Here is a 13,591-nt window from a genome sequence, read left to right as displayed (position 1 = left end):
AAGGTAGAATTAACCAATGGTGTTGTAAAGAAAAACACGCAATAAAGCGTGTAATTACTCTAACTTATACAAAAATTAATATTGTTTATCTCCAGGTTCTCGTTTGTTCTCTTTCGATTTAATAAAATCCCAAAATCGTTTTAATTCCTCTTGTTTTTCTGGAGAAGCATCTTTTATGTCTTTGAACCAAAGACCGAGTTCTGGATCATTGAGTGTTTTTTCTAAATCAATATCTATATCTTTTTCTTCTTTTTTTATTGATACAGATTTTTCATTGAGTAGGAAATCTATAGAAACATCAAAAAAGTTTGCGATTTCAAGTAAACGTGATTTTCTTGGTAAGCGGTCATCGCTATTTTCATAATGTGTAATAGAAGAACGAGGGATATTTAGTTTGGCTGCTAATTCTTCCTGTGAAAGTCCTTTAGATTCTCTTAACTCTTTTAATTTGGTTGAAAATGACAAGTCTATCCCCCCTTAATTATAAATAAAATTTTATCATGTTATGTTCGTAAAAAAAACAGTGCGAAAAACGAACATAATTATTGACAAGTGTGTTTTTTGGACATATTATATGTTTATGAGGTGCGAAAAACGAACATTGAGTGGTGAGAAAAATGAATAAGATAACAATGCTAAGAAAAGAAAAAGGGATAACTCAAAAGAAATTATCGCTAGAGGTTGGAATAACTAGAGCGTATTTATCAAATTTAGAGAATGGAAAGCATAAACCATCTTTAGAAGTAGCTTTAAGGATTGCAGAAATATTAGAGAGTACCGTAGAAAAAATTTTTAAATAAAATGTGCGAAAAACGAACGAGTTTATGTATTGTTGAAAGTAGGTGAGAAAATGCCATCAACTAACATGGCAGTACCAACAGAGCCGTCGCATAAACATATAAAAAGTACTTCAAGAGGTGATACCATGAGCCAACAAGAAGAATATGCGGCGACTTATGAATTTGGAAAAACGAAAGTCCATGTTGTGGCTCCTGAGCCAAAATCACAAAAGGATATTGATAAAATCCGTCAAGCATATTACAAGGCTGGTTGGGCCATCATCAAAGAAATACAAGTAAAAGAAAACGTTGAGGAATAGTTCCTCTCTTTTTATACGAAAAGTAGACAAGTTACATATGTACTAAGTTCATTGTAACTATTTGAAAACTAAATATGGAGGCGAACAGATATGGGAACAAGCATATACTGCAATTCAGCAATAGGAGAATTATTACAGAATGCCAGAGAATGTTGTGACAATGTTCAACTGAAAACAAAGAAAGGGTTATCTAAGTACCTTGGTATTACACATGAACGATTAACCCGTATTGAATCTGGACTTTCTAAACCAGAATTTGAACTTGCGATGGATTGGTGCCATGCAACAGGAGCAAAGTTGAATCAACAAGCGATTAAACATATTTATGGTGTTGGGTTACCGCCTACAGATCCACGCTTAACTCAAGATGTAAATCTACAATTGATGAACTACATTAAGCAAGCTGAAGAGGGAATTGCGGCAGCGAAAGAAATTATGAACTTACAAGTTACAACAAGGTCATGGAAGCATGATGAAAAGAAGAAACATGAGTACGCAGTTCATGCAAAAGAAATCTTCGATACAATCCAAGCTACTCAATGTGTAGTACAAGCTCTTGAGCAAGTTCATTTTGGCATTATGGAACAAATACAAAGAAGTTGGTTGCAAAAGGCTATGGCGGAAAACGTTATTATTCAATCGGTGGATAGCTTACTGACTTTAACAAAGGTGCTGTAAAGGGGGAAGGGAAATGACAGTAGATTATAAGAAACCGAGTCTAAGAGAATATAAGGAATTAATTCGCTATGATGCAAAACTAACTGGTGAAATTAAAATAGCAGAATTACTTAATGAGGATTCAAAAACAGTTGAGTTAAAGCAAGAGAAGAAATTGTTGGGGATTCGAATCAAGATTATCGAAGCGTCATTCATTTTGAAACATAAATGGGCAAATAAAAAAGCTACCGCCTAGACAACAGTAGCTCTCAAAAACATCGTAAAGCAATTATAACATTATATAAATCATTTGGACAAGCCACTGTGCTTGTCGTTATGACCAGAAAGGGAGTGTTCCTCCCATACCTCTACAATATTCCTTTCTGGTTGTAACGATGCGTACAGCATCAATGAAAAAAGAAAAGGGGTGAATTAATTGGAGTATCATGTTCCGGAAGTAAGCAAACAAAGATTTGTACATATCTCGATTGCAAATTATGAGATTAAAAACCCAACATCTTTTGATATTAGGAATTCAAAAGGAAAAGGAGAGAGTCATTTAACATTGGGCTTAGTGTTTGAAAGCAATGACTACTCTCCAGATAAATTCACGCAGTTTTTGAGTGCATTTAATAAATTCATAGATGAATTTAATACAAAAAACTAATTACTACCTCGTTACTTTAATCCAAATTTCTGTTTTAAATAACTAGTTGCTAATGAGGACATTATGGAAATTGATGCGCTTGATAATGATCCTACAGCTTTTTTCGTTTTTGACCATATTTCATTGTCACGAATAGTATCTAAAAATTGATGACCGTCCCAAGATATAGAAGAAATTGATAAATGAATTAATTCATCACTAGCATACTTATAGTTTCCGTTTAAATAGTTAGCTTCCAGCAATTTTAAAAAACTATAGTAGGTGTCATCAAATCCGTGTTTTGAAACGGTATTTAGATTATTGAAATGTGGTAATAGAAAATGTTCATTGATAGTAAGTTGTTCTTCTAATTCAAGAAGAAGATCTCTTACACAATCGTGATTTAGTTTCATAGGTTAAACCTCCTTTTAAGGAAGATTATACCGAAATAATAGATTTTTGGATATTTTATGAAACTCAATAAGAACAGCATCGACTAAATTAGAAAGGAGAGGTAATTCATGAACGATAAAAACAATCGTCTTCATGATCTAGTTCTTCCTGGAGATTTTTCATTTGCGAATAAACTTCGTAACTGTATGAGTGAATGTATTCATAACATGTTTAATGCAGAATCAATTGAAGAATCAAATCACTGGGAAGAAGAGCTGGAGCGATGTATAAGGGAATTTAAAATGCTTCGTGATACAAAAGAGGAACATGAGGCATCGATGAGTTATCGTGTAGTGATTAAAGATTTAAGAGCAAGAGGAGTTAACGCTTCGTTGGTAACACGTAGAAAATAAAAAGATCTATCACTTGGCAGAGTGATAGACAAACGGTCTTGCAAAAGATCTTAGGATTAATTATATCAAATTAGCATTCGTATAACAACAGAGTGTGCTACATGCTTTTAGAAAAATCATTATATAGAGTGTTGCTGAACCCTAAAGTGTTTCAAGAAGCAACATCAGAGCAACACCTAATTTACTTAATAAAACAATATCTCAAAATAGGATATAAGAATTATCGCTTATTACGTGTAGAGGACGGATTCGCGATATGTAAACGGGAGGATGAATAATATGGCAGTTTATAGACCAGTACATGTTTCATTTTGGCAGGATTCATTTGTTTTAGATCTTACACCGGAGGAGAAGTATTTCTACTTATATTTGATGACAAACAGTAAGACGTCTCAATCAGGAATCTATGAGCTTCCACTCCGTATCATTGAAACTGATACAGGATATAACCGTGAAACTGTTATGAAGCTATTAGAACGGTTTGCTGAATACGGAAAAATTAATTACAACCAAAAAACAAAAGAATTGTTCTTAATCAACTGGTTGAAATTCAATCCAATTAAAAATGTAAACATTGAAAAGTGTGTTTTAAAAGAAATTCAATCTGTAAAGGACCAGGATTTTTTAGTTGATTTCTATGAAACTTGCTTGCAATTAGAACGAGAACAAGATTTTAAAATCCCTCGTATTAAGGAGTATTTATCAGTCCGTTTGGAGGGGCTTATAAGGGGCTTCCAAGACCCTAGCAAGGAAGAAGAAAAAGAAAAAGAAGAAGAAAAAGAACAACAACAAGAACAAGAAGAACGCGCAGGCGCGGAAGAAGTTGTTGAGATTAATCCAATTTCTTTTTACGAGCAAAACTTTGGATTCATTACACCTTTTATCGCAGATGGTATTTATGCTTGGATAGATGATTTAAATGCAGAGCTAGTTATTAAGGCTATGGAGATTGCTTTAGAGAAGAATACGAGAAACATGTCTTACGTAAATACGATTTTAAGAGATTGGCATCTTAAAGGCTTTAAAACAGTAACTGATGTTGAGACAGCTGATAAAGCATTTCGTGCTCAGCGATTAACAAAAGCGCAACAACAGACACAAGCTCCTTATCAACAAAAGGGATTATCGGAATCTACTAAAAACGTAATACAGCAGCAACAAGCATGGGAGCAGAACATTCCAACAGAAGAAGAACTTGCAGTACTTAACCAACAGAATGCGTGGTTGGCCAAATGAGTAACGATATGATTCGCAATGTTGAAGCTGAACAAAGTGTTTTAGGTAGCATAATCCAAGAAGGCGATTTAATTAAAGATTGTCAGCTAAAGGTAAAACAGTTTTCTTTACCAACACACCAAGTAATTTTCAAGGCAATGAGAGAATTAGAGGATGCTGAGGTTCCGATAGATCTTGTTGCTCTCATTGGAAAATTTGATGAAAGTTTTATGCATCAAATTGGCGGAATCGAATTCTTTGTAAACTTAACAGAAGTTGTTACGACTACTAAAAATTTCTCGTATCACGAAGGCTTAGTTATCGAAGCTTGGAAAATGCGACATGCTCAAGAGGTTGCTGGTAACTTATATAACCGCCTTCAGCAAGATAGGGATATGAGTGCTATTAGTACATCAATTGATGAATTAAGCGCCATTGAAGAAACGGGTTACTCAGATGAATTTAACTTGAAAGATACGCTTGTTGATTTGTATAAGAACATGCAAATTGATGTAGGAGATTTAACTGGTATTCCAACTGGTTATGACGACTTGAATAGAATGACAGCAGGGTTACAAGAAGGTGATTTAATTATTGTTGGAGCCCGACCTTCAATGGGGAAAACGGCATTTGTATTAAACGTTGCTTTTCATGCAGCAAGTGCTCATACAGCAACAGGAATCTTCTCGCTCGAGATGGGGGAGGAACAGCTACTTAAGAGGATGATTTCAAGTACTGGAAATATTGACGCTACGAAATTAAAGAACCCTAAGAAGCTATGTAATTTAAAGGATTGGGAAAAAATTAGCCAAGCGATGGGATTAATTAATGATTTGCCATTAGAAATTTACGATAAAGCAAATGTAACAATGCAAGAGATTTATGCAAAGGCTAGAAAACTAAAACGTAAGTACCCTGATAAAAAGGTGTTAATCGCAATTGATTATTTACAGCTTATTGTAGGGGATCCAAAACATAGAGGAAACCGCATGCAAGAAATCGGTGAAATTAGTCGTAAGTTAAAACTGATGGCAAGAGAATTAAATGTATGTGTAGTTGCATTATCACAGTTAAGTCGTGCTGTAGAAAGCAGGCAAGATAAGAGACCATTGCTATCAGATTTACGTGAGAATGGTCAAATTGAGCAAGATGCGGATTTAATAGTATTCTTATACCGTGAAGATTATTATGACCGCGAGACAGAAAATAAAAACATAACGGAAATTATTTTAGCGAAACAGAGGAATGGCCCAGTGGGGGTTGTTGAACTAGCATTCATTAAAGAATTTAGTAAGTTTGTGGGATTAGAGCGAAAGTTTGATAACCAACAGGGGGCTTAGTAATGCTGTTGCGTCAGGAAGTAGAACGTAGAAAACTAGTAATTATTCGTAAACTATTAGGTCTGGGATTATCGGAAATTAACGGACAAACATTAGATCAACTAACGTTAACGCAACTTGAAGGAATCTTAGTTGCAAGCTTGCAGGTATTGGAGGGGAAAAGCAATGCCAAAGCAATTAACAATTTTTGATGTGGAACCAGTTGTATCATTTGATCCTAAGAAAGCTCATATTCACCGTTTGAATTCAAAATTAAGATATGCAGATGTGGTTGTACAAATACCACGTCAGGCCAAAGCGATTGATGAATTAAAACCAACCACAGCGTCTGATGAGCGTTATGAGTTGTTTGAAGAGTATGCGATTGGCATTTGGCGTTATAAGCGATCGGAGGATAAAGAATTTGTATGGGAAGAAGCTGAAGAGATATGTAAGCGAGCAAGGGATAGTAAAGAACCGATTCCAATACGGCTTCATTTATCTCTGGAACAAGCATTTATTCCAGAAATTGTTGTGCAATATCTATAGATAAATAAAAAAGCTGAGATCACTCTCAACTTACTTCGCTAAAGTAATTATAACATATGGGAGTGATCTTGGTGGGAATTAGAAAAGAAAATCTTGTTGAAATGACAGCTGAAATAGATTTGAAAATAAACGGAATATATATTGTTAAAAATGGTCAAGTCAAACTAATAGAACCACCTCAAGGTGGATTTGGTGAACAATCATTTGTATATCAAAGTGGAAAAGTAATTCGTATGGAAGAACGAAAAACACAGTTACTTTAATCAAATTTGAATTTTGTTAAGAAAAGGAGTGGGGAGTATGTATTTAAAGAAAAAAGAACGAGAAATATTATTGGAAGCTGAAACGAATTTCGCGGGTTGGTTTAAAGAAAAAGAAGAAGCAACTAAAAATAACGATGAAGACTATCACGGTGCAGATGAACTAGACGAGTGCATAGAGTTATTCCGTGAGTATCTTGTTGTAAGAGGATTATTAGAAAAAAGGGATTTTTAACAAAAGCGTTATTTGAATACAAAAGGGGGAAATAAAAATGGCAAAAGCTTCAGCATTTCGTTACTCAGTTCCGTCAGTAGATGGAGAAGGTTGGGGGATATTTTTATTAGATCGATCCGGGATATTTACAGCTGTTACAGACTTCGGTAATTTCGCTTATTGGTTTTCATTAAGAGAAAACGAAAGCATAGGAGAATTCTTACTTAGCAGAAGACCAGACCAGATACTTTGTAAAATCGCAAATGAAGATGTGGTTGATATTGAAGGAACGATTAAATATATCAAGGAGAACTTACTTTACGATCGTAGGGAAGGACGTTTTACAGAAGCTGATGCGAGGAAAGAATGGAAACTCATTGAAGAACTACAGGAAGATTTGGATGAGTATCCAAACGATGTAGCGTTTCAATATTGGTACGACAAAACGCATATACAATTTGACGATGGATTTTATCAATACAAATATCCAAGTGCAGCTGTTCGATTTTCAAATGAAACGTTTGTGAGATTACAAGAGAAATTGAAGGAAGAATTATTGTCAGCAGCTTTATAACAAAATAGTTATTTGAAAAAATACCAGCTTAAATACTGCGTACATATATTTAAGCTGGAACAAAGAAATAAAGTTATTGTTTGTGTTTTTCCTCTTTATCAAGGAAAAATACAACGAATATTGCTAGGAGAATAGGCAGCCAAACTTCGTGTGGCATATTAAAACCTCCTTAAAATATGAATCTGCTATATTTTACCATATACAAGAGTTTCAATGTAAGGCAATTAAAAAGATGAGTTTATAACCAAAACGCTATTTTGTGCTTAATAAATGACAAAGCAGCTAGTTCAATGAACTAACTGCTTTGTCGTCCAACAATGACGATACCCACAATACTTTGTAACTTATGGTTACAACTATAGTATGAGCAGAAGCAAAAATGTTATGCAAAAAGCTAAATGAAAACTTCATTTTGCACAACAAAGCAGCTAGTTAATAAAACTAACTGCTCGTTGTACAAAAGAAATGCTGCGCTTACAGAAATAATTTGTAACTTTAAGTTACAAAAATAGTATGAACGGGGTTGGAAATATTATTCGGAAATGAAAGGAAACTAAAAAAAGAGCACTTAGTAAAGTGCTCTCGTGACGAGATTCATTTTGTAATGACTATTTCAATCCATAAAGAAAGGAACTCAGGATAGTATATGTGCGCCAAGCTAATTGAGTACCTTGTACAAATAAAGAGCAGCTAGCAAAAACTAACTGCCCTGTGAATAAGAAGAACCCAATGGTCATTCGTATTCAACCTTGGTGTACCTATATTGTTAACATGTTTTAGAAATTTATTCAATATAAGAGCAGCTAGCAAAAGCTAACTGCTTGTTGAAAAAAAAGGAATCTACACCAGGTTATTTACTGCCAGAGTTTCAAGAAACAAATGATTAAATTAATCTAACTTTTCAATTACAATTGAAGCATTTACATTTGTTTGTGTTCCACCTGCCAAAGTTTGTAAAGTGACCGCAGCGGCTGAAGTATGATTGTGGAGGGTAAGAACATCACCTGCGGCTAAAGAGAGGATTGTTTGCCCGTTGTTTTGCTGAGTTCCTGCACCTGATCCATAAACTGCGTTGGTAACTGGAGCACCATTTAAAAAGAGCGTAAATTGATTAGGTTCAACTCCTGATACAGAAAAAGAAATCTTATAATCTCCTGCATTAATAACCATAATCTGAGAAGTTCCAGGAGTATGAGTAATACCAGGTGTCATTAAACCATTCGAATTAAAAAGAATAGGTGCTTCTAAGGCAACAACTTGAGCTGCTGTATTGAAAATATAAGCGTATTGAGATAATCCAGATACTGTAAGGCCGGTAGGCCCAGTAGCTCCGGTAGCTCCAGCGGTTCCTGGTAATCCAGTAGGCCCAGGAATGCCTTGGATGCCTTGGATACCTTGAAGCCCAGTTGGTCCAGTCGGGCCGATAGGTCCAATAGGTCCTGGATTACCTTGAATACCTTGGATACCCTGAATTCCAGTCGCCCCAGTTATTCCAGTGGGTCCAATAGGACCAATAGGCCCCGGATTACCTTGAATCCCCTGAATCCCTTGACTTCCTTGAGGTCCAGTGGGGCCAGGAATCCCTTGGATACCTTGGATACCTTGAAGTCCGGTTGGTCCTGGTGACCCAGTTGGCCCAGTCGGGCCGATAGGTCCAATAGGTCCTGGTGGTCCCCCGGAAGGTCCAGTCGGGCCCGTTGGTCCTGGTGGTCCACCTGAAGGACCGGTCGGTCCAACAGCTCCAGAAGGTCCAGTTGGACCTACAGAACCAGGAATGCCAGGAATTCCTTGAGGTCCGGTCGGGCCAGGAATGCCTTGAATCCCTTGAATGCCTTGAATGCCTTGAATCCCTTGAATTCCAGTGACCCCCGTTATCCCAGTCGGTCCAATAGGACCTTGAATGCCAGGAATGCCTTGGATGCCTTGGATACCTTGAATTCCAGTAGGTCCAGTTGGACCAATAGATCCAGAAATCCCAGGAATTCCTTGAGGTCCAGAAATACCTTGAGGACCAGTAGGTCCCAGGTTACCTTGAATTCCAGTAGGTCCGGTAGGCCCGGTAGGTCCCGGAGGTCCACCTGAAGGTCCGGTAGCTCCAGTAGGTCCCGAAGGCCCAGTAGCACCGGTTAATCCAGTAGACCCGATTTGAGGCAACGGAAAGGCGCATGGAAATGGGATGTGACATTTCTTTTTAAATTTACTCATTTTTACACCTCCATTATAAACTAACTAGCCAATTTATATTTATACTTTAATAACCTATGAGCAAGCAGACATATGGGTGTAAGGAAAAAACTATAACAATCACATGAAAGGTTTTAAGAGCAAGCCTCTATTTCACATTCCATATCAAAAAGAGCACCATATATAAGTGCTCTTCTGACCAAGACTTATTGTAAACCTATGACTTGTGAGTGTTCTCGAAATTAATATATGATTCAACAATTATTTGGTGCAGGGGATATTAAAAAAGAGCGTTTTGGAAAGCGCCCTTCTGTAACGACTATCCACTCTAAAAAGAAAGGATGCGATATATCATATGAAGTTACGTTTGTTTAATTGGGTGTGTTTTTGTATAAAAATTTCATTTTGTAGAAAAGGGGAATGGATATGCGTAAGGTTAAAGAGTTTACAGGAAAAGTCGGTGCGGAATTTATGAGTTTTCTTCTTGAAGACGATACATTACACAGTGCTTATTATTCGCATGTTGAGGTTGTTATGGATAATGGCAAAAAGAAGATGTTGTGCATTAAGGATGACGCTGGATTAAAAGGCATAGCTGAAGGTCAAACAAGAGCAGAGGCTATTAAGAAAGCGAAAAATTTCCTAAAGAGACAGGAAGAAAAACAAAGAGCAGCTAGCAAATGCTAACTGCTCATCTCCAAGGGGGAACAAGGAGAAAGTAACTTAATGGGTTGTCTACAGTATTGACGGAATATTGAGTTTTATTCAGGGGAGGAAGAAAAAATGAGAGAAATTAAGTTTCGTGCATGGGATAAAGAATTTAAACTGTTCAGTGATATGGCACTTAATTATAAAATTGCGGATATTAATTACTACACTGATTACGAATGGATGCAATACACAGGTTTAAAAGACAAAAACGGTAAAGAAATTTATGAAGGCGATATCGTAGAGTATGACGGTTGGTTCTACATCATTAAATGGGACAAGGAAGAAACGGGATTTTATATGCATGATAAAAATAACCATGAAGATGATCATTTAAGAATGATTGATATAAGTGTTGGTGAAGTAATGGGTAATATCTACGAAAATCAAAACTTAATAAAATAATCCTTTTCTAATAAAAGGTTACTAAAATATGAGAAAATGATATAATAATTCAAATTACATATTTTGTCCTACTGGAATAACCAGCGGACACTGAACTATGGAGAGCATTATTGATATTGCTCTGTAGTTTGGTGTCCGCTTTTTTTGTTTTAATTAACAAAATATATAAGGGGTGTTTTTATATATGGAGCAATTAACTTTCTTACCTAAAATTGATCGCAAAGCAACTCAGGCTCGTTTAGAAGAGATTCTTGAAAATGTTCGTATTTATAGACAATTTGGGATGATTAGACATGAGATGAAGGTTACAGCATCTAGCGAGGTAAGATATTACGGTCCAACAAATATAGTAGGGAAGCCAGCTGAAGATATTGCTTTAGCAAATGTTGCTATGAGTGAAAGAGAAGTGAAATTACAACGTTTGTCTTTTCAAGTTGATAAGGCGTTAAGTCGTTTTAGTAAAAATCAAAGGGATATTATTGTAAAAAGATATTTAGAAGATGAAGAAGTCTTTGATTATATGGTTTATAACGAAATTGGTATGAGTGAGCGTACGTATAGACGAAATAAATCTAATGCTTTTTATAAATTAGCTTTTGCTCTCAGATTAGAAGTATATGAGGCAGAAGAAAGTGGAGGTAATGAATAATGAATTTTGTTCAACCAATACGTGACCCAGAGCAAATACAGCAGTTAAAAGAGTATTTTAAGGAAAAGAGCTTACGTAATTACATTCTCTTCATTATGGGTATTAATACAGGATTGAGAATCTCGGACATTTTGAAATTGAAAGTAGGAGATGTCAAAGGTAGTCATATATCTATGCGGGAAAAGAAAACAGGGAAACAGAAGCGAATACAAATTACTGCAGCACTGAAAAGAGAGCTTAAATGGTTTATCGAAGAAAGGGAAGATAATGAGTACCTATTGAAAAGTAGACAAGGTAGAAATCGTCCAATCGGTCGTAGCATGGCATATAAGATATTAAGTGGAGCAGCGGCAGAGTTTGGATTAGATGAAATCGGAACGCATACCCTAAGAAAGACGTACGGGTACCATATGTACATGCAAACAAAAAACATAGCATTACTCATGGAGATATTCAATCACTCGTCAGAGAAGGTCACGTTACGTTATATAGGTGTTAACCAAGATGCAATGGATAAAGCAATGACTAGGTTTAAAATCTAATTATTGCTTATTTCTTTTTCATTAAAAGTTAAGCACCCCAAATCCCCTTAAAAAAGTTGTATTCGGAATATTGTAACAAAATAAAAAAAGACCCTACAAGAGAGTCTTTCATCAGCTAATATTAAGCTTTTTGAACATTAGTAGCTTGTAGGCCACGTTGTCCTTGTTCTACTTCAAACGTTACACTTTGTCCTTCGTCTAAAGATTTGTAACCGTCGATTTGGATAGCTGAGAAATGTACGAATACGTCTTCTCCACCTTCACGCTCGATGAATCCAAAACCTTTTTCTGCATTAAACCATTTTACTTTACCTTGTTCCATAATTGTTGCCTCCTAGTGTGGATACCCACACATATGTTACTACCCTTGCTCAAATACCTTAGACGAAAAACAAAATTTATTCTTAATCTCAAGCCAAACAAAAATAGGTCTTTCTTAAATTAACACACTTTCTAAAAAATAGCAAATTTCAAAAATAAGTCCTTATGGTAATTAGCTACTAATAGTTGTTGCTGGAGAAAAAGTCACTATGATAGTCATCACAGCAAGAAATTGCCAAAGAATCTCAACAATATCATTGGTTTGATTTTTTTCAGACATTCCACAACTGATAAAATTAGCTATTTTCGAGTCAAATTTTACTTCTGGTAACGATAATTATGTAAATAAGCTGTCCATATGGGCAGCTTATTTTATTTTTCCGCATAGCGTAGGTTATTTTGCAAAATGCTGGTGGTATCCCTATACAGTTACTCATAATTTTTGTACTGTGTAACTCAAAAGAGAAAATTAAATGAAATCAATGATACCAAGGGATTCAGCGAAGGGGTTAGTTACACACAATATAAGATATGGGTAAGTCAATATGTAATTATTAATTGGGATATTATATTATTGTTAATAAAGAATTTAAAGGAGAAGTGTAGCTAATGGATGTATTAGAGTTTTTAGGTGCTTATGGATTAGGAACAGCCGGCATATCAACAGTCATTGTATATCTTTCTAAGCAAGTGTTCCTACATAAGATGAAGAATTTAGAGGAAAATCACAAGAATGAACTTAATAAAGAACTTAAAAGGCTAGAAGCAGAATTTAAAGCGCTGACTGATAGACAAATAGAAGATCATAAGTCGGAGTTAAAGAAAATTAACGACAAGTATCATATTACTTTTAGTAAATTACACGAAGGAAGAGCTGATACTATAAAAGAGTTGTATGCTATGTTAGTTGAATTAGAGAAAAGTGTTGAGAGTTTGACAGTGTTATTCGAATTGAAAATAAGAACTGATATAATCCCAAACACGTCTGAAATGGGTGAGAAATATCACAAGTTTAGAAGTTATTATATGGAAAATAAAATTTACTTTGCAGAACCAACGTGTGAATTGATTGATACTATTATTATTAAGTATGTTGAGGTCATAGCAAATTATGATGTATATGGACATGCGAAACCTGATTCTGAAACGAAGAAATTATTTATACAAGAAAATTTAAATAGTGTAAAAAAAGAAATTCCGTTGTTGAAGAAAAATCTTGAAAATGAGTTTAGAAAGTTATTAGGGGTAATTGATGAGAAATAGTGGCAGAGTCGTGACCGATTTTTGGCAGGAAATGTGTCGGTTGTTTTGGAATCAACGTGATATATTTGTATTATGGGAAGTGGCGGAAAACACAACTCATAAAAATTCCTTTATAAACTATATGTTGTCTAAACGGTTTCATAATGACGGCACATAAAATCCGAAACCAGCAGATGGTAA

At 35.4% G+C, this 13,591-nt stretch carries 23 protein-coding genes; 19 read left to right on the top strand and 4 right to left on the bottom strand.

Annotated elements, in window-relative coordinates:
• Positions 1-75: 75 nt before the first annotated feature.
• The gene (locus tag ACTFSL_RS11535) at positions 76-465 is read right to left on the bottom strand and encodes a helix-turn-helix domain-containing protein (RefSeq protein ID WP_098219439.1); all 390 of its coding nucleotides are present in this window, start codon (positions 463-465) and stop codon (positions 76-78) included.
• 152 nt (positions 466-617) lie between these two features.
• On the opposite strand from ACTFSL_RS11535, the gene ACTFSL_RS11530 reads away from it, so the two are divergent.
• The 5 genes from ACTFSL_RS11530 (at position 618) to ACTFSL_RS11510 (ending at position 2,423) form a co-directional block, all read left to right on the top strand.
• Positions 618-800 (top strand): helix-turn-helix transcriptional regulator, encoded by a 183-nt coding sequence (locus tag ACTFSL_RS11530; RefSeq protein ID WP_088608053.1) that lies wholly within the window; start codon positions 618-620, stop codon positions 798-800.
• 50 nt (positions 801-850) lie between these two features.
• The gene (locus tag ACTFSL_RS11525; protein WP_002082295.1) at positions 851-1,099 is read left to right on the top strand and encodes a hypothetical protein; all 249 of its coding nucleotides are present in this window, start codon (positions 851-853) and stop codon (positions 1,097-1,099) included.
• Between the two features lie 90 nt (positions 1,100-1,189).
• Positions 1,190-1,777, top strand: coding sequence for a sporulation sigma factor-processing peptidase (locus ACTFSL_RS11520; protein WP_098667752.1), 588 nt, complete (start codon positions 1,190-1,192; stop codon positions 1,775-1,777).
• 13 nt (positions 1,778-1,790) lie between these two features.
• A complete protein-coding gene (locus tag ACTFSL_RS11515) occupies positions 1,791-2,012 on the top strand; it encodes a hypothetical protein (protein WP_000215316.1) in 222 nt (73 codons plus the stop codon).
• 180 nt (positions 2,013-2,192) lie between these two features.
• Positions 2,193-2,423 (top strand): hypothetical protein, encoded by a 231-nt coding sequence (locus ACTFSL_RS11510; RefSeq protein WP_440039229.1) that lies wholly within the window; start codon positions 2,193-2,195, stop codon positions 2,421-2,423.
• Between the two features lie 11 nt (positions 2,424-2,434).
• Here ACTFSL_RS11510 and ACTFSL_RS11505 read toward each other — a convergent pair whose 3' ends face one another.
• The gene (locus tag ACTFSL_RS11505) at positions 2,435-2,815 is read right to left on the bottom strand and encodes a DUF2513 domain-containing protein (RefSeq protein ID WP_390211255.1); all 381 of its coding nucleotides are present in this window, start codon (positions 2,813-2,815) and stop codon (positions 2,435-2,437) included.
• A gap of 108 nt (positions 2,816-2,923) precedes the next feature.
• Between ACTFSL_RS11505 and ACTFSL_RS11500 the strand changes: the two genes are divergently transcribed.
• The 8 genes from ACTFSL_RS11500 (at position 2,924) to ACTFSL_RS11465 (ending at position 7,339) form a co-directional block, all read left to right on the top strand.
• Entirely contained in the window at positions 2,924-3,208 is a 285-nt protein-coding gene (locus tag ACTFSL_RS11500; RefSeq protein ID WP_016512398.1) for a hypothetical protein, read from the top strand.
• Between the two features lie 279 nt (positions 3,209-3,487).
• Positions 3,488-4,444 (top strand): DnaD domain-containing protein, encoded by a 957-nt coding sequence (locus ACTFSL_RS11495; protein ID WP_440041770.1) that lies wholly within the window; start codon positions 3,488-3,490, stop codon positions 4,442-4,444.
• Complete coding sequence (gene dnaB / locus ACTFSL_RS11490; protein ID WP_440041768.1) at positions 4,441-5,763, top strand: replicative DNA helicase; 1,323 nt, start codon at positions 4,441-4,443, stop codon at positions 5,761-5,763. The genes ACTFSL_RS11495 and dnaB overlap by 4 nt, the downstream gene beginning before the upstream one ends.
• Positions 5,764-5,765: 2 nt before the next feature.
• On the top strand, positions 5,766-5,954 hold the full coding sequence (locus ACTFSL_RS11485; RefSeq protein ID WP_088020385.1) for a hypothetical protein: 189 nt from the start codon (positions 5,766-5,768) through the stop codon (positions 5,952-5,954).
• Positions 5,929-6,291: a cell division protein SepF gene (locus ACTFSL_RS11480; RefSeq protein WP_440041767.1), complete on the top strand. Its 363-nt coding sequence runs from the start codon at positions 5,929-5,931 to the stop codon at positions 6,289-6,291. The genes ACTFSL_RS11485 and ACTFSL_RS11480 overlap by 26 nt, the downstream gene beginning before the upstream one ends.
• Positions 6,292-6,362: 71 nt before the next feature.
• A complete protein-coding gene (locus ACTFSL_RS11475; RefSeq protein WP_089148381.1) occupies positions 6,363-6,554 on the top strand; it encodes a DUF3954 domain-containing protein in 192 nt (63 codons plus the stop codon).
• Positions 6,555-6,591: 37 nt separating this feature from the next.
• Positions 6,592-6,786, top strand: a complete 195-nt coding sequence (locus tag ACTFSL_RS11470) for a hypothetical protein (RefSeq protein WP_088338601.1) — start codon at positions 6,592-6,594, stop codon at positions 6,784-6,786.
• A gap of 37 nt (positions 6,787-6,823) precedes the next feature.
• A complete protein-coding gene (locus ACTFSL_RS11465) occupies positions 6,824-7,339 on the top strand; it encodes a hypothetical protein (RefSeq protein ID WP_440041765.1) in 516 nt (171 codons plus the stop codon).
• An 888-nt stretch (positions 7,340-8,227) separates the two neighbouring features.
• On the opposite strand, the gene ACTFSL_RS11460 is transcribed toward ACTFSL_RS11465, so the two are convergent.
• The gene (locus ACTFSL_RS11460; RefSeq protein WP_440041764.1) at positions 8,228-9,544 is read right to left on the bottom strand and encodes a BclA C-terminal domain-containing protein; all 1,317 of its coding nucleotides are present in this window, start codon (positions 9,542-9,544) and stop codon (positions 8,228-8,230) included.
• Positions 9,545-9,772: 228 nt separating this feature from the next.
• Between ACTFSL_RS11460 and ACTFSL_RS11455 the strand changes: the two genes are divergently transcribed.
• The 5 genes from ACTFSL_RS11455 to ACTFSL_RS11435 all read left to right on the top strand — a co-directional run bounded on the left by ACTFSL_RS11455 (position 9,773) and on the right by ACTFSL_RS11435 (position 11,827).
• Positions 9,773-9,898, top strand: a complete 126-nt coding sequence (locus ACTFSL_RS11455; RefSeq protein ID WP_254922571.1) for a hypothetical protein — start codon at positions 9,773-9,775, stop codon at positions 9,896-9,898.
• Between the two features lie 45 nt (positions 9,899-9,943).
• Entirely contained in the window at positions 9,944-10,210 is a 267-nt protein-coding gene (locus ACTFSL_RS11450) for a hypothetical protein (protein WP_089148384.1), read from the top strand.
• 96 nt (positions 10,211-10,306) lie between these two features.
• Complete coding sequence (locus tag ACTFSL_RS11445; RefSeq protein ID WP_089148385.1) at positions 10,307-10,636, top strand: YopX family protein; 330 nt, start codon at positions 10,307-10,309, stop codon at positions 10,634-10,636.
• Between the two features lie 184 nt (positions 10,637-10,820).
• The gene (locus tag ACTFSL_RS11440) at positions 10,821-11,285 is read left to right on the top strand and encodes an ArpU family phage packaging/lysis transcriptional regulator (protein WP_440041762.1); all 465 of its coding nucleotides are present in this window, start codon (positions 10,821-10,823) and stop codon (positions 11,283-11,285) included.
• Positions 11,285-11,827, top strand: coding sequence for a site-specific integrase (locus ACTFSL_RS11435; RefSeq protein ID WP_044795331.1), 543 nt, complete (start codon positions 11,285-11,287; stop codon positions 11,825-11,827). The genes ACTFSL_RS11440 and ACTFSL_RS11435 overlap by 1 nt, the downstream gene beginning before the upstream one ends.
• Before the next feature lie 121 nt (positions 11,828-11,948).
• On the opposite strand, the gene ACTFSL_RS11430 is transcribed toward ACTFSL_RS11435, so the two are convergent.
• Positions 11,949-12,149 carry a cold-shock protein gene (locus ACTFSL_RS11430; protein ID WP_000434821.1) on the bottom strand — a complete coding sequence of 67 codons (201 nt, stop codon included), beginning with the start codon at positions 12,147-12,149 and terminating at the stop codon, positions 11,949-11,951.
• Between the two features lie 608 nt (positions 12,150-12,757).
• On the opposite strand from ACTFSL_RS11430, the gene ACTFSL_RS11425 reads away from it, so the two are divergent.
• Positions 12,758-13,411 (top strand): hypothetical protein, encoded by a 654-nt coding sequence (locus ACTFSL_RS11425; protein ID WP_440041761.1) that lies wholly within the window; start codon positions 12,758-12,760, stop codon positions 13,409-13,411.
• Positions 13,412-13,591: the final 180 nt, after the last annotated feature.

It is taken from the genome of Bacillus cereus group sp. MYBK108-1, from assembly GCF_051917185.1.
GTDB classification, from domain to species: Bacteria; Bacillota; Bacilli; order Bacillales; family Bacillaceae_G; genus Bacillus_A; species Bacillus_A cereus.
This window is presented reverse-complemented; position numbering and strand designations above follow the sequence as displayed.